Origin of the sequence: Aerococcus sanguinicola (assembly GCF_001543145.1) — a bacterium.
In the GTDB taxonomy this organism is placed as follows: Bacteria; Bacillota; Bacilli; order Lactobacillales; family Aerococcaceae; genus Aerococcus; species Aerococcus sanguinicola.
Genome location: NZ_CP014160.1, coordinates 634,035 through 655,346 on the forward strand (window position 1 = coordinate 634,035; position 21,312 = coordinate 655,346).

Annotated in this window: 23 protein-coding genes; 7 read left to right on the top strand and 16 right to left on the bottom strand. The window is 47.5% G+C overall.

Annotated elements, in window-relative coordinates; translation table 11 throughout:
- Window positions 1-57: 57 nt before the first annotated feature.
- From gcvH to gcvPB, 3 genes are all read left to right on the top strand, one after another.
- Entirely contained in the window at window positions 58-423 is a 366-nt protein-coding gene (gcvH, locus tag AWM72_RS02835) for a glycine cleavage system protein GcvH (protein ID WP_067972842.1), read from the top strand.
- Between the two features lie 88 nt (window positions 424-511).
- Window positions 512-1,876, top strand: coding sequence for an aminomethyl-transferring glycine dehydrogenase subunit GcvPA (gene gcvPA / locus AWM72_RS02840; protein WP_083272388.1), 1,365 nt, complete (start codon window positions 512-514; stop codon window positions 1,874-1,876).
- The gene (gene gcvPB / locus AWM72_RS02845) at window positions 1,876-3,366 is read left to right on the top strand and encodes an aminomethyl-transferring glycine dehydrogenase subunit GcvPB (protein ID WP_067972845.1); all 1,491 of its coding nucleotides are present in this window, start codon (window positions 1,876-1,878) and stop codon (window positions 3,364-3,366) included. Before gcvPA ends, gcvPB begins: the two co-directional genes overlap by 1 nt.
- A gap of 72 nt (window positions 3,367-3,438) precedes the next feature.
- Here gcvPB and AWM72_RS02850 read toward each other — a convergent pair whose 3' ends face one another.
- The 9 genes from AWM72_RS02850 to galE form a co-directional block, all read right to left on the bottom strand.
- Window positions 3,439-4,035, bottom strand: a complete 597-nt coding sequence (locus AWM72_RS02850; protein WP_067972848.1) for a DUF4230 domain-containing protein — start codon at window positions 4,033-4,035, stop codon at window positions 3,439-3,441.
- A gap of 102 nt (window positions 4,036-4,137) precedes the next feature.
- Window positions 4,138-5,229 (bottom strand): metal ABC transporter permease, encoded by a 1,092-nt coding sequence (locus AWM72_RS02855; RefSeq protein ID WP_067972851.1) that lies wholly within the window; start codon window positions 5,227-5,229, stop codon window positions 4,138-4,140.
- A complete protein-coding gene (locus AWM72_RS02860) occupies window positions 5,229-6,107 on the bottom strand; it encodes a metal ABC transporter permease (protein WP_067972855.1) in 879 nt (292 codons plus the stop codon). The genes AWM72_RS02855 and AWM72_RS02860 overlap by 1 nt, the downstream gene beginning before the upstream one ends.
- Window positions 6,100-6,840: a metal ABC transporter ATP-binding protein gene (locus tag AWM72_RS02865; RefSeq protein WP_067972858.1), complete on the bottom strand. Its 741-nt coding sequence runs from the start codon at window positions 6,838-6,840 to the stop codon at window positions 6,100-6,102. Before AWM72_RS02865 ends, AWM72_RS02860 begins: the two co-directional genes overlap by 8 nt.
- A gap of 87 nt (window positions 6,841-6,927) precedes the next feature.
- Window positions 6,928-7,866 carry a metal ABC transporter solute-binding protein, Zn/Mn family gene (locus AWM72_RS02870; RefSeq protein ID WP_067972861.1) on the bottom strand — a complete coding sequence of 313 codons (939 nt, stop codon included), beginning with the start codon at window positions 7,864-7,866 and terminating at the stop codon, window positions 6,928-6,930.
- 177 nt (window positions 7,867-8,043) lie between these two features.
- Complete coding sequence (locus AWM72_RS02875; RefSeq protein WP_067972865.1) at window positions 8,044-8,541, bottom strand: GNAT family N-acetyltransferase; 498 nt, start codon at window positions 8,539-8,541, stop codon at window positions 8,044-8,046.
- Between the two features lie 3 nt (window positions 8,542-8,544).
- The gene (locus AWM72_RS09365; protein ID WP_158444732.1) at window positions 8,545-8,712 is read right to left on the bottom strand and encodes a hypothetical protein; all 168 of its coding nucleotides are present in this window, start codon (window positions 8,710-8,712) and stop codon (window positions 8,545-8,547) included.
- 124 nt (window positions 8,713-8,836) lie between these two features.
- On the bottom strand, window positions 8,837-9,205 hold the full coding sequence (locus tag AWM72_RS02880; protein WP_067972869.1) for a hypothetical protein: 369 nt from the start codon (window positions 9,203-9,205) through the stop codon (window positions 8,837-8,839).
- Window positions 9,206-9,238: 33 nt separating this feature from the next.
- Entirely contained in the window at window positions 9,239-10,255 is a 1,017-nt protein-coding gene (gene galE, locus AWM72_RS02885; protein WP_067972871.1) for a UDP-glucose 4-epimerase GalE, read from the bottom strand.
- 121 nt (window positions 10,256-10,376) lie between these two features.
- Between galE and AWM72_RS02890 the strand changes: the two genes are divergently transcribed.
- Window positions 10,377-11,099, top strand: a complete 723-nt coding sequence (locus tag AWM72_RS02890; RefSeq protein WP_067972874.1) for an RluA family pseudouridine synthase — start codon at window positions 10,377-10,379, stop codon at window positions 11,097-11,099.
- 107 nt (window positions 11,100-11,206) lie between these two features.
- Here AWM72_RS02890 and gdhA read toward each other — a convergent pair whose 3' ends face one another.
- Both gdhA and AWM72_RS02900 read right to left on the bottom strand, forming a co-directional pair.
- Entirely contained in the window at window positions 11,207-12,556 is a 1,350-nt protein-coding gene (gene gdhA / locus AWM72_RS02895; RefSeq protein WP_067972877.1) for an NADP-specific glutamate dehydrogenase, read from the bottom strand.
- A gap of 434 nt (window positions 12,557-12,990) precedes the next feature.
- Complete coding sequence (locus AWM72_RS02900; protein WP_067972880.1) at window positions 12,991-13,599, bottom strand: nitroreductase family protein; 609 nt, start codon at window positions 13,597-13,599, stop codon at window positions 12,991-12,993.
- A 280-nt stretch (window positions 13,600-13,879) separates the two neighbouring features.
- On the opposite strand from AWM72_RS02900, the gene AWM72_RS02905 reads away from it, so the two are divergent.
- Window positions 13,880-14,410, top strand: a complete 531-nt coding sequence (locus AWM72_RS02905; protein WP_067972882.1) for a QueT transporter family protein — start codon at window positions 13,880-13,882, stop codon at window positions 14,408-14,410.
- 348 nt (window positions 14,411-14,758) lie between these two features.
- Here the strand turns inward: AWM72_RS02905 and AWM72_RS02910 are convergent, their stop codons facing one another.
- Together AWM72_RS02910 and AWM72_RS02915 are read right to left on the bottom strand one after the other, a co-directional pair.
- A complete protein-coding gene (locus AWM72_RS02910) occupies window positions 14,759-15,715 on the bottom strand; it encodes a nucleoside hydrolase (RefSeq protein ID WP_067972885.1) in 957 nt (318 codons plus the stop codon).
- A gap of 9 nt (window positions 15,716-15,724) precedes the next feature.
- Window positions 15,725-16,666 carry a CPBP family intramembrane glutamic endopeptidase gene (locus AWM72_RS02915; protein WP_067972889.1) on the bottom strand — a complete coding sequence of 314 codons (942 nt, stop codon included), beginning with the start codon at window positions 16,664-16,666 and terminating at the stop codon, window positions 15,725-15,727.
- Window positions 16,667-16,781: 115 nt separating this feature from the next.
- On the opposite strand from AWM72_RS02915, the gene nth reads away from it, so the two are divergent.
- Window positions 16,782-17,420 (top strand): endonuclease III, encoded by a 639-nt coding sequence (gene nth, locus AWM72_RS02920; protein WP_067972892.1) that lies wholly within the window; start codon window positions 16,782-16,784, stop codon window positions 17,418-17,420.
- Window positions 17,421-17,434: 14 nt separating this feature from the next.
- A complete protein-coding gene (locus tag AWM72_RS02925; protein WP_067972897.1) occupies window positions 17,435-18,583 on the top strand; it encodes a M20 family metallopeptidase in 1,149 nt (382 codons plus the stop codon).
- A 57-nt stretch (window positions 18,584-18,640) separates the two neighbouring features.
- Here the strand turns inward: AWM72_RS02925 and AWM72_RS02930 are convergent, their stop codons facing one another.
- Genes AWM72_RS02930 through AWM72_RS02940 form a run of 3 tightly spaced genes read right to left on the bottom strand, consistent with a single transcriptional unit; the run spans window position 18,641 to window position 21,287 of the window.
- On the bottom strand, window positions 18,641-19,213 hold the full coding sequence (locus AWM72_RS02930; RefSeq protein WP_067972900.1) for a glycosyltransferase: 573 nt from the start codon (window positions 19,211-19,213) through the stop codon (window positions 18,641-18,643).
- A 12-nt stretch (window positions 19,214-19,225) separates the two neighbouring features.
- Window positions 19,226-20,434 (bottom strand): M20 family metallopeptidase, encoded by a 1,209-nt coding sequence (locus tag AWM72_RS02935; RefSeq protein WP_067972903.1) that lies wholly within the window; start codon window positions 20,432-20,434, stop codon window positions 19,226-19,228.
- Between the two features lie 16 nt (window positions 20,435-20,450).
- On the bottom strand, window positions 20,451-21,287 hold the full coding sequence (locus tag AWM72_RS02940) for a MetQ/NlpA family ABC transporter substrate-binding protein (protein ID WP_067972905.1): 837 nt from the start codon (window positions 21,285-21,287) through the stop codon (window positions 20,451-20,453).
- Window positions 21,288-21,312 lie beyond the last annotated feature (25 nt).

The following is a 21,312-nucleotide window of genomic DNA, read 5'->3' on the forward strand; positions in this document are numbered from 1 at the left end:
TACAATATAAATGTCACCTAATTTGTGACAAATAAATTATAGAAAGAGGCAAGGAAAATGGCTAAATATTTCACTGAAGAACACGAATGGATTGAAGTTGATGGTAAGAAAGTTCGCATTGGTTTAACCGACTATGCTGTTGAACAATTAGGGGAAATTGTTTACGTGGAACTTCCTGATGTTGATGATGAAGTTGAAGCTGAAGAAGACTTCTCATCTGTAGAATCTGTTAAATCAACCTCAGAAGTTTATGCTCCTGCAGATGGTAAAATCGTCGAAGTGAATGAACGCTTAGAAGATGAACCTGAATTTATGAATGAATCACCAGCAGATGCTTGGATTGCTGTTATTGAAACAGAAGAAGAAATTGATCCTTCTGACTTCATGGATGAAGCAGCCTATAAAGAATTTTCTGCTGAATAAGCCCCTTTAAAAGCTAACGGGTTCAGCGTTTCTGAGCCCGTTTTCTTAAATAAAAAGCTATAATTTATAAACAAAGGATGTGAATCTAGTGTCAGATTACAAACACCGCTACTTACCGGTTACCGAAGAGGACCGGAAAGAAATGCTTGAAACCATCGGCGTTCAGAGCGTTGATGAGCTTTTTGACGATATTCCAGCCTCCGTTAGAGATTCTGTCAAAGAAGCTTTTAAGCAATTACCAGAAGCGCTCACTGAAAGTGAATTAAAGAAACACGCAGTAGAAATTGCCGCTAAAAATGTGAACGCTGATGACTATGCTTACTTCCTCGGTGCAGGCGTTTATGACCATTTCATTCCTGCTGTTGTTAGCTCGATTACACAGCGCCAAGAATTCTTAACCGCCTACACTCCCTACCAACCAGAAGCTAGTCAAGGGGAGCTCCAAGCGCTCTTTGAATACCAAACCATGCTGGCTGAACTTACCGGAATGTATGTCACCAATGACTCTACCTATGATGGCTTTGTTTCCTTAGGTGAAGCTTGTAACTTAGCAACCAAACAATCTAAGCGCAATAAAGTCTTACTTTCCATGGGCGTCCACCCCCAAGGTCGTGAAGTCCTTCACACATACGGCTACGGTATGGATTACGAAGTTGAAGACATCCCGCTTAAGGGCGATGTGACTGACTTCGATAAGTTAAAAGAAGCCTTCTCTGCTGACGAAGTGGGTGCTATTGTTGTCCAATATCCAAACTTCCTCGGCTCAATCGAAGACCTTAAAGCCATTAAAGATCTTATGGAAGGTTCTAAAGCCCTCTTGATTGTTTCTGCTAATCCCTTAGCTCTAGGTGTATTAGAAAGCCCAGGCGCTCTTGGAGCAGACATCGTAGTTGGAGATACCCAACCATTCGGGATTCCAATGTCCTTTGGTGGTCCCCATGCCGGTTACATTGCAACTACTAAAAAATACATGCGTAAATTGCCAAGCCGGATCATTGGTCAAACAGTTGATGCCAATGGTCAACGCGGTTATGCCATGACCATGCAGACACGCGAGCAACATATCCGCCGTGAAAAAGCTACTTCTAACATGTCTTCTAACCAAGGTCTTATGGCCCTCACTTCAGCAGTCTTCATGTCAGCTGTCGGTAAGGAAGGCATTATCGAAATGGCCAAACGTAATATCAACAAAGCTCACTATCTGGCTAAAGCACTCAAAGAAAAGGGTTTTGACGTTTTAAATGAAAGCGCATTCTTTAATGAGTTCATTGTTGACTTAAAACAACCCGTTGCAGAAGTCAATAAGGCCCTCCTAGACAAAGGTTTTGTTGGGGGCTATGACGTCTCTGACGTTTACGGCCAAGATAATACCGTCCTTCTATGCGCTACTGAAAAGAGAACAAAAGAAGAGATCGATGCTTTTGTTGAAGCTCTCGTGGAGGTGACGAAATAATGACTGCATCTACTGAATACAATCAAACTATTTTTGAAATTTCTCGTCCAGGACGTCGGGCCATCAGCCTCCCTAAAAATGACGTTGAGGACTATGATTTAAGCCAGGATATTCCTGACCATCTCGTCCGTAAAGAAGCAGCACGCTTACCTGAAGTTTCAGAACTCCAATTATTACGACACTACACCCTACTTTCTAACCGTAACTTTGGTCTGGAAACTGGTTTCTATCCACTGGGCTCTTGTACTATGAAATACAACCCCAAGATTAATGAAGTTCTTGCCGCTTTACCAGGTTTTGCACAAGTCCACCCACTCCAGCCAAGTGAAACTGCCCAAGGTTCTCTTGAAGTCCTTTATCAACTCCAAGAAATGATCAAGCTCATCACTGGTATGGATGAAGTGACCATGCAACCTTGTGCCGGTGCCCACGGCGAATGGGCTGGGATGTTAACCATCAAGGCCTATCATGACCATAATGGCGAATTGGAGCAGCGCCGCAATATCTTAATCCCTGACTCTGCCCACGGGACCAACCCTGCTACAGCTGCGATTGGCGGCTTCAACGTGATTGAAGTTAAATCAAATCCTGAAGGGACCATTGACGTCGATGCTGTACGAGCTGCAGTGGGACCAGATACCGCTGGGATGATGATTACTAACCCAAGTACCGCTGGTTTATTTGAACACGATATTCTTGAAATCGCAGAAATTATCCATGAAGCTGGCGGCCTACTCTATTATGATGGCGCCAACTCTAACGCCATCTTAGGCCATACCCGTCCAGGAGATATGAACTTCGATATTGTCCACTTAAACCTCCACAAGACCTTCTCAGGTCCTCACGGGGGCGGTGGTCCAGGTTCTGGCCCAATCGGGGTTAAGAAAGAATTGGCTCCCTTCCTGCCCGTTCCTCGGATCGAAAAAGAAGGCGACCAATATGTGCTTAACAGTAACTGTCCAGATTCCTATGGCCGCTTGAAAGCCTACTTCGGTAACTTCGGTGTTAACTTGAAGGCTTGGGCCTATATCCTATCTTACGGCGGCGAGGGCTTAACCCAAGTTTCGGAAGATGCGGTGCTCAACGCCAACTATCTGAAAGCCCGTCTGGAAGATTACTACTATGTACCTTTCAAACAGCATTGTAAGCACGAATTCGTTATTGACTGTACACCTCAGAAGAAATTGGGCGCCAATGCGAAAGATGTTGCCAAACGTCTCTTAGACCACAACATCCACGCCCCAACGACTTACTTCCCATTAATCGTTCATGAGTGCTTAATGATCGAACCAACCGAAACCGAACACAAGGAATCACTCGATCACTTCTGCGACGTCATGATTAAGATTGCTAAGGAAGTTGAAGAAGACGCTGAAATTGTAAACACTGCCCCACACAATACCCCTGTTGCCCGTTTAGACGAAGCGCTGGCAGCCCGGAAGATTGTCGTGACTTACGATTTCGACCAATTAGAAACAGAAGATAAATAAAGACGATGAGCAAATGACCATCGAAAAAAGGAGCTTGGCTTAGGCCAGGCTCCTTTTTATTGACTTTTCATTTTAAAAGCGAACTTCTACTTGGTAATTTTCATGAATTTCAGGATCCATATTGAGCAAGTCTTCAACGGCCTGTTGAGCCTGCTTTTCTGCTTCCTCAAGTAAGCCCTTGTCAACAGCCTTTTTCTCGGCTGTTTTCTTTTGTTCATTGGAGAACTTGCTGTAGTCTTCGACCTTAACTTGGTTGAAGATGCTCGCTTCCTCGTCAAAGACCTTGACCGAATCCGAGTCAATTTCATGAGACAGGATTTTAGCCTTGGGCAGTTTGACTTGAATTTTATCTCCATTGATAGAAATATCCGCTTCCGCTAAGTCCACCCCAGCATGGATAATCCCATCATAAGAAACAATAAATTTCTTATTGGTAAAAGGAAGTTTTAGGCCGTAAAATTCACGGTCATTCTCATAAGCACCCGTATTGGTATAGAAATATTTACTAGTCGTTAGCTCTTTGGCTTCCTCTAAGCGGTTGCCGACAAGTTCAGACGTAATATCTTCATCCCCGGCTACACTAAAGTGCCGACCTAGGCCAAAAGCTAGCCCTAGCAAGACAAGCACCGCAAGGAGGGAAGCTCCTATCGTTTTTTTGCTTAAGCGCATATGCCACCTCTTTTGCTTGATAGTTTTGCATTCATTCTATCACTCTTTTTAGAGCTGGCCCAAGCAAAAAATCCTCATTCCAGTAAAAATCAGTCCTAGGACCTAGCTGATTCCATATTTTCTTTCTAAGTCAGCCAGATAGTCCCGTCCTTGGCCTTTAAGCCGATACTTACCACCCGCTTCTGCAGTGATATAACCGGCTTGAACCAGGTAATCCACTTGTTCAGTCGGCAAGGCGGGATTAATGGACTGAGAGCTCTTGACCCCCTGTAAGAGGATGGCCCGCTTGATTTCCTTTCGTTGGCTGTAAGCTAAGACCAAAGAGGTGATCAGACCCTTTCGATTCAGTAAGAAGGTCAGGAGGAAGGTTAAGCCGGCAACAGTCGCCGTCATCCCAGACATAGAGACATTGAAGTAGAGCGATAGGACATAACCCAAGACAGCGTTCATAACCCCATAGCCTGCTGACAGGGCTAGCATCACCTTGAGATCCTTAGCAATCAGATAGGCCGAAGCACCAGGTGCAATCAGGAAGGAAACCACTAGGATAGCCCCTACTGCGTCAAAGGCCACAACTGTTGTCAAGGAGCACAGGGCCATGAGACTATAAGACAGTATACCCGCTGAAAAACCTGCAATATGGGCAAACTGCTTGTCGAAAGTCGTGATTTTTAACTCCTTGAAGAAGATGACAATAAAGGCCAGGTTGAGGACGATAAGGATGCCCATTTCGAACAAGGCTTTGGGCATTTCGAAATTAAAAACTGAAATGGTATTGAGGGGGGCTAGGATCACCTCACCCATCAAGACCATATCGGTATCCAAGTGGACATTGCCCGCATAACGAGTGATCAAAATAACAGCGAGTGCGAAGAAGAAAGGATAGATGATCCCTACCGCATCATCCCCCTTGATGTAGGGTGACTGGGCCAAGAGCTCCGTTAACCAGACCATGAGGAGGCCGAAGCTAGCCGCTCCTACAATTAAGAGTGGGGACCGGAGATCTCCGGTAATAAAGAAGGCCAAGACAATCCCTAAGAGCACCGAGTGGGAAATGGCGTCTGAGACCATGGATAACTGTCTTAAAACGAGGAAAGCACCAATCAAGGCACAGGCCACTGCTGTAACAATTAGAACCCAGAGACTGGCCTGATTAGCCAGCAATAGGGAGATAAAGTTTTCAAGACTGGACATTAATATTTACTCCTTTCAATGGCTTGACGTAGCATTCCCTTCCGGCCAAAAACCATCGAGAACATGGAAAATAAGGTCATGACCACAATGATGGTTGGACCGGTCGACAATCCGTTGTAGAGGGTTGAGAAATAGGTCCCCACCACAGCCGACAAGCCCCCAAAGAAACCCGCTAAAAGGAGGACAACATGGAAGCGGTCAGACCACATGGTGGCGGTAATGGTCGGAATAATTAAGAGAGAGGCAATCAGAATCGTCCCCACTAACTTGAGCCCTACCCCAATAATCGACATAGTCATCACCATAATCACCCCATACATAAGCGAAGTCCGGTAGCCGATCGTCTTAGCATAGACCTCATCAAAAATAAAGACTTTGATTTCCTTATAAAAGAGGGCAAAAAGGAGGAGAGATAAAATGGCAATCACCAAGATCAACTTGATGTCATCTTCCATGATATAGGCGGCCTGGCCGAAGATATAATTCTTCAAGCCCGCCTGGGAAGCCGAGGCATACTCGGGATGACCTTGGATATAACTCTTTAAGACCATGCCCAAGCCAAAGAAAGAGGACAAGGTGACGGCCAGGGCGGCATCCAGACGCAATTTGGACTGGCGGTTAACCAATTGGATTAAAACAAAGGCTAAAATTCCTGTCCCCATCGCCCCTAAGAGAAGGATTAGAGGGTCGCGCACCATAAAGATCATAAAGGCGAGGACAATACCCGGATAGGCAGCGTGGCCAATAGCATCCCCAATCAGGGATTGGCCCTTGAGTACAGAGATGGAGCCGACAACACCAGCGGCACTAGCTAGCAAGAAAGTTCCCGTCGCAATTAGCAAGAAAGAATAAGAGCTTAAAATTTCCCAATTAAGCATGGTAAACACCTGCCACTTCCCTAGCCAACATGTCTGCCTTGACTAAGTTCTCCGCCGTAAAGCTGCTGTCAACTGGCCCTTGGGCAATCACTTTCTTGTTTAAAATAACCAGGTGGTCGAAGTAGTCACGGATGGTATTCAGGTCATGGTGGACAACGATACTGGTCTTACCTTGGCTCTGGGCATCCCGGAGGAAATCAATAATAATTTTTTCCGTCCGCTTGTCGACTCCTGCTAAAGGTTCATCCATAAAGTAAATATCCGCATCCTGGGCAATGGCCCGGGCGATAAAGACCCGCTGACGCTGGCCGCCCGATAACTGGGAGATCTGCCGTTTCTTATAGTCTGATAGTCCTATCATAGCCAGAGCTTGGTCAGCTTTTTTGCGGTCCGCTTGGCTTGGCCGTTTTAACCAGCCCAGGTGGACATAGCGCCCCATCAAGACCACATCCTCAACAGTTGTTGGAAAGTCCCAGTTGACGGAAGAGGTCTGCGGGATATAAGCGATTTTTTTGTGGACATCCTTGAAGTCCTGGCCCATAATCTTCACCTGACCTGACAAGGTTTTCTCTAAGTCCAAGATACCTTTAATCAAAGTCGACTTACCAGCCCCGTTCGGCCCAATGATGGCTGTAATTGAATTTTCCATAATATCTAGGTTGACATCCCATAGCACCGGCTTCTCATGGTAGGCCATGGTTAGGTGGTTAACACTTATAATTGCTTGACTCATTCAAATTCCTCCTCATATATCCTTGGATAAAAAGGCTGGAGTTTGAGGAGAAACTTAACATTCTCCTATTTCCAGCCTTTAGTGGTTTTATTTTAGGTTATTAGTAATTAAATCGACATTATGGCGGTACATATCGATGAAGTTATCGCCGGTCTGACCGACTGGTGCCAATGAGTCAGAGAAGAGCTCTTGGCCTTCGCCGCTGACTACCTTCACATCAAAGCCCTTCGCCTTGCAGGCTTCCTGTAGTTTCTTCATCCGGGCAGGGTCCGTCGTTGATTCCGAGAAAATAGCCTTAATCTTATGGTCCACAATGAAGTTCACCGTATCTTCGATATCCTTATTGGCCACTTCAGTATCCGTTGACACACCCTGTGGCGCTTTCACTGGGATATTGTAGCGGCGGGAGAAGTAGTTAAAGGCATCATGCGGTGTAATTAAATAGCGTTGCGATTCTGGAATTCCCGCAATTTTTTCCTTGTTTTCTTGATCTAAGTCATCCAATTGTTTGAGATAAGCCGCGGTATTCTTTTCGATGGCTTCCTTATGTTCAGGTAGGGCTTCGATTAGATAGGCCGAGCATTTCTCTGTGGCCTGCTTGTATAGGTCAATATCGAACCAGAAGTGTGGGTCAACAATGGTTTCGCCATCCTGGTCCATATTCCCTAAGGCCTTCTCATCGAAGTCAGCAGTCACTGCTTTGCCGCGTTGCTCTAAGACATCCACCATCTTCCCTTCAAAGTGTAAGCCATGGTAGATCAAGAGTTCTGCTCCTTTGAGCTTCTCTAAGTCTTGCGGTTTAGCCTCATACAAGTGTGGGTCCTCCCCAGCTGGGATAATCATATCGCTCGACACATAGTCCCCGGCTAATTGCTGGACCATATCATTTAAGAAAGATGTGGTGACGACAACATTCAACTTGCCATCTTCAGCCTGGCTCTTTTGCTGGTCTGAGCCCTTGGAGCAAGCGCTTAAGACAAAGACACCGACCACTAGGAGCCCCAGTGTTTTTAACCATTTAGACAAAATAAAGTCCCCCTTTTTATATTTTTAGGTTAATCTAAAATAAAGTTTATAGGAACATTATAATGTAATTGAGATTAATTGTCAAGCTCTTTTTGCGGATAAATACATGAAAAGAGATTCAACCGATCAGACAAAAAAACAGGCCCATTATTGAGCCTGTTTCACTGAACTCTAAGCTTAGAGTTCCTTATATAAATATGCTGTATCTAACCACTCTTGGAACTTGTAGCCTACTTTGGGCAAGAGGCCTACCTGGCGGAAGCCCTGGCGTTCATGGAAGGCCAGGCTCCGCTTATTAGAAGCCGTAATGACAGCCACTAAGCTCACAATTCCTTTCTCCTTAAGGGTCGCTTCAAGCACCTGATATAAGCGGTAGCCAAGCCCTTTAATAGGAGCTTGACGGTCCGCATAAATACTCAATTCCGCACTGTGCTTGAAAGCCTCACGCTCTCCTAACTGGTGGGCATAGGCATAGCCCCAAATTTTACCCTCATACTCAGCAACCAAATAAGGATAGTCAGCTGCTTTGATGGCCTGATAACGCCGAATCATTTCTTCCTTATCAGGTGCCTCATATTCAAAGCTGATAGTCGTCTCTTCGACATAGGGACGATAGATAGCCGCCAAACGTTCACAATCTGCTAGGCAAGCTGGACGGATCTGTATGTCGGACATGACTTAGGCGTCCTTATCGACATTTAAGGCCTTGAGCAAAGCTTGGAAATCTTCCTCACTCGTCACTGCCTGGTACTTAGTATCTGCACAAACGCCACACTCTAAACCTTCCTGTTTATCCGGTTCTTCGATTGGCATTTCTTCATACTTCTTTTCTTGATCAGTTGACATCTAATCATCTCCTTTTCTACTTATATTTTACCAACAAAATCACAAACTGACAAAATTTTTATGGCAAAACAATACCTTATTTGATTGATTTGACCACATTGGAAGCGGATTAACAAGTTTTCAATCAAAACTGACCAAATTTGGCTTCATAGTCTGCTTCTAATTGGTCTAAATTAGGCTTATCAAGCTGATCAATCGTCGGCGGAAGCTCAGGAGGGATGGCGGCTTCTTCTTGCTGATCCGCCTGGTCTGGGTCCAACTGCTTGAGGTCGAGTTCAGGCGTCAGGGCTGAGGGATCGATGATAGGCGCGGCTGAATAACTTGACCGAGGCTTAATGGCATCCGCTCCCTTGGTCAGGCCCAAGGGGTTACCGGGATCAGAAGTCAGGTCAGGCGTTGTCCCTTGGAAGAAAAGATACAGACCAAGCAAAGCCAGCAGGGACCCGCCTAGGTAAAGCAAGGTCTTCTTTTTAGGGGAATTTTCTTCTGACATCAGCCGGCCTACTTTCTATCACAAACTTCCGCTTTAATCTTGACCAAAACCTTGGGGATTCTTTTCTTGCCAGCGCCAAGAGTCCCGACACATATCTGCCAAGTCCTTCTCTGCTACCCAATTAAAGAGCTCCTTGGCATAGCTCGCATCAGCGTAGCAGGTCGCCACATCGCCAGGGCGGCGTTCATCAATCGTATAAGGAATATCGACTTGGTTGACCTCTTTGAAGGTATGGATCAAATCCAGCACGGAATAACCCTGTCCCCGGCCTAAGTTGACGGTCTCCAAGCCAGTATGGCCCAGGGCATAGGCAACGGCTGCAACGTGTCCCTTAGCCAGGTCCACCACATGGATATAGTCGCGGACGCCTGTCCCATCTGGGGTATCATAATCATCACCGAAGACATGGACTTGGTCTAATTTTCCAATGGCCACTTGGGTGATATAAGGCATGATATTATTAGGCACCCCTTGAGGATCTTCCCCAATCATACCCGACTCGTGGGCACCGATGGGATTGAAGTAGCGCAGGCGGAGGATCGACCACTCGGCATCAGACGTATAGAGGTCACTCAAGATTTGCTCATTCATGACCTTGGTATAGCCATAGGGATTAGTGGCAGAAACGGGCAGGTCCTCTGTTAGAGGCGAAGGATTGGTCATCCCGTAAACGGTCGCACTGGAAGAAAAGACAATCCGCTTCACATCGTGTTGGCGCATCACTTGAAGTACCGATAGCAGGCCACCCAGGTTATTCTCATAGTATTCCAGTGGTTTAGCTACAGACTCCCCAACCGCCTTAAAGGCTGCAAAGTGAATCACTGCCTCAATCTCATGCTGGTCAAAAACCTGATTCAAAGCTTCCTGGTCTAAGACATTAATGCGATAAAAACTTGGGCGCTGACCAGCTAAAGCCTCAATCCGGTCCAAGACAGTTGGCTTGGAATTGGAATAGTCATCAACAATTACGACCTCATAACCCGCTTGGATCAATTCAATACTGGTGTGAGACCCGATATAGCCTGTCCCACCTGTCACTAAGATTGCCATCTTATTCGTCACTCCTTATCGCTTATTCTTACTAGTAAGTATAACACATGACAGCTTTAAAGAAGCCCTAAGCTTTTCATTTCCTATCAAGGACTTGCCCTTAGCTTTTTACAGGAAGCTAATGGTACAATGGAATAAATGTCAAGAAAGGAGAACGCGTGTGCAAGCCAAAATTTACTACGAAGATAACCACCTACTCATTGTGGAGAAGCCCGCCAATATGCCCGTCCAGGCAGATAACAGCCAAGACCTCGACTTACTGACCTTCTACAAACAATTTATCAAAGAAAGAGATGAGAAACCGGGCAACGTCTACCTAGGCTTAGTCCACCGCTTGGACCGGCCGGTAGCAGGACTGATTATCTTCGCTAAGACTTCCAAAGCGGCCAGTCGACTATCGGACGCCCTCAGACGCCGAGCTATCGACCGGTCTTACCTCGCTGTCGTTCATGGCCATCCCAGGAAAGATTCCGGGCAATTGACCGATTACTTGTGGAAGGATAAGAAGAAGAACCAATCCTATGTCGTCTCCCCCCAACACAAACAAGCCAAGAAAGCCCAACTCAACTACCAGGTCCTCGACCAGAGCCGAGACTTCAGCCTAGTACGCATCCAGCTACAGACGGGGCGGTCCCACCAGATCCGCGTCCAGATGCAGCACCTGGGCCACCCCCTCTACGGTGACCAAAAATACGGGGCGGCTGTCAACCAAGTGGGCCAACAGATCGCACTCTGGGCCTACCAAGTCCAATTCATCCACCCCGTCAAAAAAGAGCCTCTCAGCATCCAAGCCCTCCCACCTTCAAATGGGATTTGGACACAATTTGACCTCAGTAAGATTTAAAATTTACTCTTCAATAACTAAGTTACCAACATTAACAATAGTAAAATTAATAAAGGCCTCCCTATTCAAGCGATAGAGAGGCCTTTTAGAATCACTATATTTTATTTTTAGTAGACGCCTTCTTGCATCATGGCAGAAGCAACTTTCTTGAAGCCAGCGATGTTAGCCCCAGCAATCAAGTCATAGCCTAAGCCTGCTTCTTCAGCTGCGCTTGCTGCCGCATGGTGGATATTTTCCATAATACGGTGTAATTCCGCATCCACTTCTTCAGCCTTCCAAGCACGTTTGGCACTATTTTGAGCCATTTCAAGACCAGACACAGCTACCCCACCTGCATTAACTGCCTTAGATGGTGCAATAATGGTATCGGTATTTTCCTTGAGATAGTCAATAGCTGCCTTGGTAGATGGCATGTTGGCGACTTCAATCAGATATTTCACATTGTTTTCAGCTAATTGCTTAGCTTCTTCTAGGTCAATATCATTTTGAGTGGCACATGGCATGGCAACGTCAGCTTTCACGCCCCATGGTTTTTCACCAGCGTAGAATGGTACACCGAACTTATCCGCATAGTCTTGGACACGGTCATTCCCGCTATTACGCATTTCAAGCATGAAGTCTAATTTTTCTTGGGTATTGATCCCATCTTCGTCGTAGATGTAGCCATCAGGGCCAGATAGGGTCACAACCTTACCGCCGAGTTCAGCGACCTTGGTACAGGTCCCCCAAGCCACGTTACCGAAACCAGAAACAAGGAAGGTCTTGCCTTCAATGCTTTCGCCTTGGTGTTTGAAGATTTCATTAGCGAAGTAAACCGCACCGAAACCAGTTGCTTCAGGACGGATCAAGCTCCCGCCGTATTCCAGGCCTTTGCCTGTTAGGACACCATTTTCAAAGGCGCCAACGATGCGTTTGTATTGGCCAAAGAGGTAACCAATTTCACGACCCCCAACACCGATATCCCCGGCAGGAACGTCTGTGTTTGGACCAATGTGACGGTATAACTCAGTCATGAAGGCTTGGCAGAAACGCATAATTTCGGTATCGGACTTGCCGCGTGGGTCAAAGTCTGATCCCCCCTTACCCCCACCTAGGGCTAAGGTTGTTAGAGAGTTCTTGAAGGTTTGTTCAAAACCTAAGAACTTAACCACAGATAAGTTCACGGATGGATGGAAGCGTAGGCCACCTTTGTAAGGCCCAATCGCACTGTTGAATTGGACACGGTAACCCCGGTTGACTTGGACCTTGCCTTCGTCGTCTACCCAAGAAACACGGAATTCAATGACACGGTCTGGTTCCACCATACGCTCAAGGATACCATTCGCTTCATATTCAGGATGGGCCTCAATCACAGGCTCGATTGTTGATAGTAATTCTTCCACAGCCTGAATAAATTCTGGTTCGTGGCTATTTTTCTCTTCTGTCTCTTTGAGTACACGATCAATGTATTCTGACATAACATTCCACTCCATTCATGTTTATGATTTTCAATTGAGTAATTAGTTCGCCCTATCTTCTGAACGAATATTCTCTACTTTTTATTATAACAGTTTCTCATGAACTTGTCATAATTGCACATAAGTTTTCCACCCAAGCACGATACTTCTTAACTATAATCATTATAGGGAATAAGGGTGAGAGGAAGCTGCGCGACCGAACCCGACTAATAAGGATGAGAGCAAGAGCGCTTAGCTTTGGTTGCTTGGAGTAAGTTGGAATAAGGGCAAGCAAGGCTTGCACGTTTCCAACTTGCGAAAGCACGCCAAAGCTGCTCTTGCGAACCCAACTAAAGGGGGGCGAAACTCGGTCTTTAGAAGAAGCTAGGCTCATGAGGATAGCCTGCTAAAAAAGAGACTAGGAGTTATCTCCCAGTCTCTTTGCTCATTGCCTATTAGTTGAAAGCCAGTACCCGTGCATCGATTGGATAGAAGTCCTTGTCGCCAGGAGCTGCTTCAATCGAACCGAATGGCATTTGGCTTCTCAGCTTCCAGGTTTCTGGTAAGTCCCAAGTTTGACGAACGTCTTCATCAATAAGGGGATTGTAATGTTGGAGAGAAGCTCCAATCCCTTGTTCAGCTAAGGCAGTCCACACATTCATGGTTGCCGCCCCATTGGCTTGTTCAGACCAAGGTTGGAAGTTGTCCGCATAGAGTGCGAATTGTTCCTCATACTCACGCACAATTTCTTGGTCTTCAAAGAACAAGATGGTCCCGTAAGCTGCTTGGAAAGAAGCAATCTTTTGGCGGGTATTTTCTACATCTTCTTCTGTTGCGTTAGGGTTAGCGTCCTTCACATGGTCCCAAACAATTTCCCATAATTTATCATGGGAACCTTCAAATAAAACGACCGCGCGGGTTGTTTGGTTATTGAAGGCAGAAGGGCTGTGTTGGATAATATCTTTAACGAGGGCTGTAATTTCCTCGTTCGATGCCTCAACGTCCTTACCTAGACCATAAATTGAGCGGCGTTTTTGAATTAAATCATTAAATGTAGATTGCATACAAACGTCCTCCTTAAGTGTTAATATTATTTATTCCTTAATGCCATCTTAAATTGTTCACTTACCATTGTAAAGCAATAAGTCTCAGCTATTAAATTTCTTGCTTTTAACCCATAAAAAGCATTTTTATATTGTCTTTTAAAATAATCTTCGCTAGAATAAGTCTGTTGGCTTTGAGGAAAGCCAACACTACGATTCTTCAGTAGATTCAGCTACTCTTTGTCCTTTGGTCGTAGTTATCACTAGGGCGGTTTGCCGCCACTATAAAGGAGACGATATCATGCAAAAAAATACACACGGGGCTTCCTCGGCCCGCACTTTAGACCTGACCAAGGCTGCCATCATTGCCGCCCTCTATGTGGCCATGTCCTTATTACTCGCACCCTTAACTTTTGGGCCAATTGGGATCCGCTTATCGGAGGGGCTCAACTTTCTAGGCCTCTACCATAAGCGTTATATCTACGCTATCACAGTAGGTGTCTTCATTGTCAACTACTTTAGTTATGGGATCTGGGATATGATTGTAGGCAGTATTTCTACCTTTATCTTCCTCTGGGTTGGGCGCTGGCTCGGTGAACAGCTGGTTAAACACAGCAATTTCAAGATCGACCCGATGATTATTAAATACATCGTTTTGACCATTGTCTTCTCCCTATCCATGTTCACAATTACTTTCTCGGTGGTCTTCCTAGGTTTTGACGGTCCAATTTGGCCGCTCTACCTTAACATGGCAGGAACGGAAGCCTTAGCTATGATCGTAGGTGGCTTTATCATCTACCCCATCAGCAAGCGGATTAATTTCTATGACTAATCAAGCTTATCAACGACAATTTGTATGAGGAGCATCCGTTTCGCTTTTGAATTTGGCCCTTCAACAGCCATGGCACCGGCTCGAGCCAAGGTCTCTCGCCTAGCAAATCTCAAACGGACCGTACGGCTAAAGCCTACGCTCCGTAATTCGCTTTACTTGCTGCTTCATGGCTAAGGGCCAACTTCAACGCTTCACTCCTGCTCACAATTAAATAACCATGATTGAACAATTAACTTAATTATTAGCAATAAGAAATTAATAATTTATATTTAAATAAAGTACGCACGCTAAGTAAGTTTGTACAAACTTACTTAGCGTGCGTTTTTGTGTTTCTGTATTAAATTCCTATTACAGCCAGCCCTTGTCTTGGGCACGTTGGATTTCTTGTTTCTGGTCGGGGAAGATTTGCCCTAAGAAGAGCTTAAAGAAAGCCTTGGCATCGACAGCTTGGGCGACAGCTACTTTGCCGTCTGGACGGGCTTTAACAACAGACTGGGCATCCCGTTCGCCGCTAGTCACAATCTCAATATCTGCTTGGATAAAATCACAAATCCCGGCCAGCATATCGACCGGAACCAGGGGATCATTGATCACACAGCCTAGGGTCCGCTCGGCCTGCCAGTGGAAGTCCACATAGAAACGGGTGATGGCATAGACCAAGCGCCCGACTTCCGTATCGAATTGCCGGATCAACTCCCGGCAATTGGGCGTCATCAGGATCTGATAGGTCACATCCAGGGGGTAGAGGTAGGTCTCTGGCAAGTCACTATTAAAGACCAGGCGAGCAGCCTCTGGATCGCACCAGAAATTATACTCCGCATAGGGCGAACAGTTACCTTGGACCTGGTAGGCCCCGCCCATGATGCGCAGGGCCTTAGCTTGGCTTAAAAGACCGGGCCGGGCCTCTTCCACTTGGGCCAGGTTGGTCAAGGGCCCTAGCGCAAGGATCTCAAGCTCTCCTGGATAGTTTTCGAGGGCTGCCTGGATGAAGTCAAGAGCAGACTGGTCCTGGACCCGCTTTTCCTTAGCCCAAACGGCTTCGCCTAGCCCATCCTCACCATGGGTATCCCGGGCATCACGGTAGGGGCGTTGGAGCGGCTGTCCTGCCCCCTCATAGATAGGCACCTGGTCCATACCCAGAAAATCACAGAGATAGCTGGCATTTCGGGCGCCCTGGTTGGCGTCGACATTGCCAGAGACTGTCGTAACCCCTAAGATATCACAGTCTGAATTGAGGGCCGTATAGATCAAGGCTAGACTATCATCAATCCCAGGATCAAGGTCTAAAATAATCTTTCTTGCCATCGTAACCTCCTAAATTTGCTGTAAACTCGTTATCATTTGGAAGAGGGCTAAAGCCGTGTAGAGTATGAAGGGCCAGTAGTCAAGGGCCCGGCGGTAAGTCCCAGGAGCTGTCCGATAAGTCTGCAGGTAGTCCTTAATCGCCTCCCGGTGCTGGTAGAGGACCCAGGCCCCCAGAATGAAGAAAACCACCGAAATGGCTTGGTTGACCCCATCTTGGACAGCTGGCGAGAATGGCGACAACAGTTGGAAAAGTAAGTCGCCGAAGACAAAGTTGTTCACGATATGGAGGACCACCGCCCAGAAGAGCCCGTAAGTCAAGCTGACATAGCCGAGCACTAGGCCAATGAGGAAGGCGAAAGGAGACTGGATGATATTCAAGTGCATTAAACCGAAGAAAAAGGCCGAAATTGTAATCGCAAAGAGACGGCCGTGCTTGACCAAATAAGGCATGATGGTCCCCCGGAAGGCCATCTCTTCTAAGATAGGACCAACGAAACTCGCATAGAAGAACATGGACAGGCTTGGGCTACCAGCTGATGCCATCTCAACTTCAGGCAGGATGGTATAGCCCAGGACATTGGCTAGGGACTCCCCTAGATTAGCCAAGGCCGTAAAGACCAACTGCCCCATCATAAAGACAGCCAACAATTGGCCAAAACGTTTGCCCGTCATTTGAGGCGCATCGGCTCGCTTCCAGACAATGGGTTGCTTGCGGTGGAGATAAGTCAGAAGCAAGAAGCTCAAGCCGCAAGCGATGAGATAGGGCCAGCCTGTTTCCATGGTATCCGTGGTGGCTTGGTCGACGCTAAAGTCGCCAATCAGCCAGGCTCTGACCAAGAGATAGAGAATCATATAAATAAAGACGCCAATAAACATCATGGCAGAATAAGCAAAGGCGACACCGATACTTCGGACCATATTTTCTCTGACGCTAAGGTGTTTTTCCTTCAAATGTTTTCCTCCTTGATCCCCCTAAGCGAGGGATTTCCGTGCTTTAGCGGTGAACTTTAGCTATAATTTTAGCATAGAAGTTTTTTAGAAGATATAGCTTAAGGAGGAAATTACCATGCTATCTGACCAATGTGCCCGCCAAGTGATTGATGTGATCATGGCACTCTACCCCCATACCCAATCTGCCCTCAACTTCGACACTCCCTACCAACTCCTCATCGCCGCCATGCTGAGCGCCCAAACGACCGACGCCAAGGTGAATGACATCACACCCGACCTCTTCGCAGCCTTCCCTGAGACCCAAGCCCTAGCCCGAGCCAGCCAAGAAGAGGTCATTCCCTATATCAAAAGTCTGGGTCTCTATAATAATCGGTCCAAGTATATGATTGCTTGTGCTCAAAAACTCCTCAAAGACTTCGATGGCCAGGTGCCCCAGACGCAAAAAGAATTGGAAAGCCTCCCTGGCATTGGCCGTAAATGCGCCAATGTTGTCCTCTCTAACGCCTTCCAAATTCCTGCCTTCGCAGTGGATACCCATGTCATCCGGATCTGCAAGCGCCACGAAATTGTCGCTCCTACAGCCTCTACCCTAGAAATTGAAGACCGGGTCACCCAACTCCTCCCCGAGAGCGACTGGCTCCATGCCCACCAAGCCATGGGGGCATTCGGTCGCGAAATTTGTACCCCTAAAAATCCTAAATGTAAAAACATCCCCGAACTCTGGGCCTGCGCTGACCAGATCCCCACACATTAGAAAGGAAAGCAAGCATGACATCTGAAGACGCCCTTAAACTTCTCCAAGAACTGATCCAAACCAACACCGTCGAAGGTCAGGAAGACCAAGCCTTAGAGCTTCTTATTCCCTACCTTGAAGGCCTAGGCTTCGACTGCCAGACCACTTCCTATGCGCCCGGTCGCGACCAATTAATCGCCTCCTGGTCCTCAGGCAAGTCGGGCCCCCAACTCGGACTCACGGGCCACTTGGATGTGGTCCCTACTGGCCAAGAAGACACTTGGACCTATCCTCCCTTTGAAGGGCAAGTCGTTGACGGCCAGATTTATGGGCGGGGCGCCTCCGACATGAAGGGTGGCCTCGTTGCCCTCATCGCCGCCGCTAGCCGGCTCATCCAAGCCCAAACGCTCTCCTCTGGCAGCCTCTACTTCATCATTACAGCCGATGAAGAGTCGGGCGGCAAGGGAGCCGAAGCCCTGGCCCAGGCTGGTCTTATCCCAAAACTTGACGCCCTCATCTGCGCCGAGCCCACCGATCTCAAAGTCTGCACCGGCCACCGCGGCGGCCTCTCCCTCAAGTTCGAAAGCTTCGGCCAAGCTGGACATGCCGCCACCGCCCAACCCAGCCAAAATGCCCTCAACCAAATGTTAGACCTCGCCCAGGCCATCCGCCAAGACTTCCAAGCAGAGGCAGCTGACCTGGCCCATCCCATCCTGGGCCAGCCCTCACTTCAGATCTCCTGCCTCCACGCCGGGGAAAAAGCCAACCTCGTCCCTGACTACGCTTGGATGACCGTCGACCGGCGGACCCTGCCCCAGGAAAACAATGAACACATTCTCAACAGCTACCAAACCATGATCGAGCACTTCCACAGCAAAGACCCCCAATTCAAAGCCCAATTCACTGTCACTGCCAATATGGCAGCCCTCCAGACCTCAAAATCAGCCCCAATCATCCAAGCCTGCCAGGCTGCCTACCAGAAAACTTTCGGCCAAGCTGCTGAACTCTCTCCCTTCTTCGGGGGCACAGACTGTGTCGACATCGCTAGCCAGAATCCCGGCCTAGAAGTGGTCATCTTTGGCCCCGGCAAGACCCAGCACCAGGTTGACGAACACCTAGCCCTGGATGACTTTTACCAGACCATCGCCTTCTTTGAGGAGGTGATTGGGAGCTATCTCAAATAAAAATAAGCGTTAGCTTTCCTACGAGCTGTAGGAGCTAACGCTTTTTTGCTAATATAACTAGCTCCTCACATCCAAACACTTGAAAATTGCTTCTGTAAGAACACGTTTGGTGTAAAAGCCTTGGGTAATTAAAGGACGGTAGCGGGCGACGTGATCGACCAAGTCTTCATAGTCCTCTGCTGAAATGTTTGCGACATAGTCTTGAGCTTCTTCAAGGGAGTCTGCCACAAAGCCTAAGTGATTAGCTTCAATAATATTATGATTGGAGAGGTGTTTAGGGACCACTACAGGAATCCCAGCTGCAAGGTAGGTCCCCAATTTATGCGTAATACATAATTTGAAATAGTCATTAATCTGGTCCCCATCTGCCCAAACTAATCCGAAACCTCCCTTAGCGAGGTTAACGATTAATTCTGTATCTCGCATAAAACCACAAGGAATCACTTGATCTGGTAAAGCAGTCTCAGCTTCTCTCGAGTAGACCCGTAATGGAAGATCACTTTGCCAATTCTTAGCAAAACTAAACTTATTCACATCGCCTGCAAAATGAAATTGGCGAATAAAGTCTGGACGATCTAGGTCTAAATCAATCGGATGGTCCCACATTTCCTGGACGACATATTGATCCACTAATGACAGGTCTTAATTGCCCCGTGCCAAGCTTTCCTGGTGGTCGGCTTGGATTTGGGCTAGGGTATCTGGTTCAAGGATTAAATCGAGGGCAGTGCAGGCGAGGAGGATGGCCGCAATACGGATGGAGTCCAGGCCTTCTTCCGATCCTGCAGCATCCACCAGAGCTTGGGAATGTCCAGGAATGTTTTCTTTGGAGATAGCAAGGAAGGGTTGGATGGTTGGGACGGCATAGCTGACATTGCCCACGTCAGACGAACCATGAGCCTGGCTGTCGGCTTCTCCGATCTCGTCTGCTGTCAGTCCAGCCCAGTCAATCTGCTTGAAGAAGAGCTGGTCGAAGCTCTCCGTGATGATCATATCGTCCACCTTGTTCTGGAAGAGGCCGAACTTGAGCTCGGCTCCTGTACCATGGGCAGCGCCTTCCGCAATCCGTTTCACCTTCTCACGGACTTCATCCAGGGTCTTCCGGTTCTTAGCCCGGATGTAAAAGCGACCCCGGCTATAGTCCGGCACCACATTAGCCGCCTGGCCACCATCTAGGATCACCCCGTGGATACTGACATCCTTGGGCAGGTGGAAGCGGAGGGCATCAATACCGACAAAGGTCTGGATCAAGGGCGTCAGGGCAGAGATCCCCTCTTCCGGTGCAGCGGTCGCGTGGGAAGACTTGCCGAAGAACTCAATATCCACCGGGTCGTTGGCTAAGAGATGGCTGGTAGGGATATGCTTGCCCGATCCTGGGTGGGCGCAGAGAGCTGCATCCACATCGTCAAAGAAGCCTTCGCGAACAAAGCTTTCCTTGGCGGACCCATTCTCACCGCCTTCTTCCCCTGGGGTCCCATAGACGCGGATCTCACCGCCGACTTGGTCAATGACCGACTTAAGAGCAGCAGCGGCTAGGCTGGAATAGTTGCCAAAAAGATTGTGCCCACAACCGTGTCCCAAGCCCTCTAAGGCATCGAATTCGGCAAGGAAAGCCAAAACGGGGCCTTCCTTGTCTGCCTTGTAGCGGGCATCGAAACCGGTGGGATGGCCGGCCACATCCCGCTTCACCGTAAAGCCTTCTGCTTCTAGCTGCTTAGTCAAGACATCCTGGGCAAAGTATTCGTGGTTAGAAGTCTCCGGCTGGCTATGGATACGCAGGGCATTCTCCTGGTAAGTACTTAAGTTCTGGTCAACAAAATTTACAATTTCTTCTTTCAATGTTTCGACTGACATCTGCTAGGCTCCTTTCTTATTTCTTGCCGAATTGTTCCCAAGCTGGCTGGTTGGCACCCTTACTCTTCTCATCAATAATTCGCTTGGTTTCATCTGTTTGATAGGCATCGACAACCTTGGCATAGACTGGATTATCTTCGTCTTCCTTGCGAGCCGCTACAATATTGACGTAGGGTTTGGACCGTTCATCAACAGGCTCTGTGAAAAGCGCATCCGTTTTTGGATCTAAACCAGCGTCCACCGCAAAGCCTGAATTGACTAGGGCAATGTCTACATCACCCAGGGCACGGGCTGTCTGTGAAGCATCCATTTCTTCGATCTGTAAGTTCTTGTCATTCTTAGTGATATCTTTAGGAGTTGGGGTAATGCCGGCTGCATCATCCACTTCAATCAAGCCAGCGGATTCGAGGAGAATAATTGCCCGGCCGCCATTAGTCACGTCATTAGGGATGGCCACCTTGGCCCCATCTGGCAAGTCCTCTAGCTTATCGATCTTATCGGAATAGATAGCGAGAGGGGCTACCACTGTATTCCCGATAGAAACGAGGTCGGTCCCAAATTGTTCATTGAATTTATCGAGGAAGACTTGGTGCTGGAAGGCATTGAGGTCAATCTCACCTTGAGCTAGAGCCTGGTTAGGTTGGTTATAGTCGGAGAACTTGACGTATTCCAACTTAATGCCTTCATTCTCTAGTCGGTCGCGCACACTGTCCCAGTCTCTGGTATCGTCACCAATCACTCCTAATTTGACGGTTTGCGTCTCCTTCTCTGCCTCTTGGCTGTTATTGCCACAAGCAGTCAGGCCTAAGAGGGCAACTAGGCCCAGAACGATAGTTTTTGTCCATTTTTTCATAGCGAAACACTCCTTTTTCTTCATC

Coding starts and splice junctions, on each gene's coding strand:
- gcvH (WP_067972842.1), top strand. CDS start 58: ATGGCTAAATATTTCACTGAAGAACACGAATGGATTGAAGTTGATGGT.
- gcvPB (WP_067972845.1), top strand. CDS start 1,876: ATGACTGCATCTACTGAATACAATCAAACTATTTTTGAAATTTCTCGT.
- AWM72_RS02850 (WP_067972848.1), bottom strand. CDS start 4,035: ATGCGCTTAAGCAAAAAAACGATAGGAGCTTCCCTCCTTGCGGTGCTT.
- AWM72_RS02855 (WP_067972851.1), bottom strand. CDS start 5,229: ATGTCCAGTCTTGAAAACTTTATCTCCCTATTGCTGGCTAATCAGGCC.
- AWM72_RS02860 (WP_067972855.1), bottom strand. CDS start 6,107: ATGCTTAATTGGGAAATTTTAAGCTCTTATTCTTTCTTGCTAATTGCG.
- AWM72_RS02865 (WP_067972858.1), bottom strand. CDS start 6,840: ATGAGTCAAGCAATTATAAGTGTTAACCACCTAACCATGGCCTACCAT.
- AWM72_RS02875 (WP_067972865.1), bottom strand. CDS start 8,541: ATGTCCGACATACAGATCCGTCCAGCTTGCCTAGCAGATTGTGAACGT.
- AWM72_RS09365 (WP_158444732.1), bottom strand. CDS start 8,712: ATGTCAACTGATCAAGAAAAGAAGTATGAAGAAATGCCAATCGAAGAA.
- AWM72_RS02880 (WP_067972869.1), bottom strand. CDS start 9,205: ATGTCAGAAGAAAATTCCCCTAAAAAGAAGACCTTGCTTTACCTAGGC.
- galE (WP_067972871.1), bottom strand. CDS start 10,255: ATGGCAATCTTAGTGACAGGTGGGACAGGCTATATCGGGTCTCACACC.
- AWM72_RS02890 (WP_067972874.1), top strand. CDS start 10,377: ATGGTACAATGGAATAAATGTCAAGAAAGGAGAACGCGTGTGCAAGCC.
- gdhA (WP_067972877.1), bottom strand. CDS start 12,556: ATGTCAGAATACATTGATCGTGTACTCAAAGAGACAGAAGAGAAAAAT.
- AWM72_RS02900 (WP_067972880.1), bottom strand. CDS start 13,599: ATGCAATCTACATTTAATGATTTAATTCAAAAACGCCGCTCAATTTAT.
- AWM72_RS02905 (WP_067972882.1), top strand. CDS start 13,880: ATGCAAAAAAATACACACGGGGCTTCCTCGGCCCGCACTTTAGACCTG.
- AWM72_RS02910 (WP_067972885.1), bottom strand. CDS start 15,715: ATGGCAAGAAAGATTATTTTAGACCTTGATCCTGGGATTGATGATAGT.
- nth (WP_067972892.1), top strand. CDS start 16,782: ATGCTATCTGACCAATGTGCCCGCCAAGTGATTGATGTGATCATGGCA.
- AWM72_RS02925 (WP_067972897.1), top strand. CDS start 17,435: ATGACATCTGAAGACGCCCTTAAACTTCTCCAAGAACTGATCCAAACC.
- AWM72_RS02935 (WP_067972903.1), bottom strand. CDS start 20,434: ATGTCAGTCGAAACATTGAAAGAAGAAATTGTAAATTTTGTTGACCAG.
- AWM72_RS02940 (WP_067972905.1), bottom strand. CDS start 21,287: ATGAAAAAATGGACAAAAACTATCGTTCTGGGCCTAGTTGCCCTCTTA.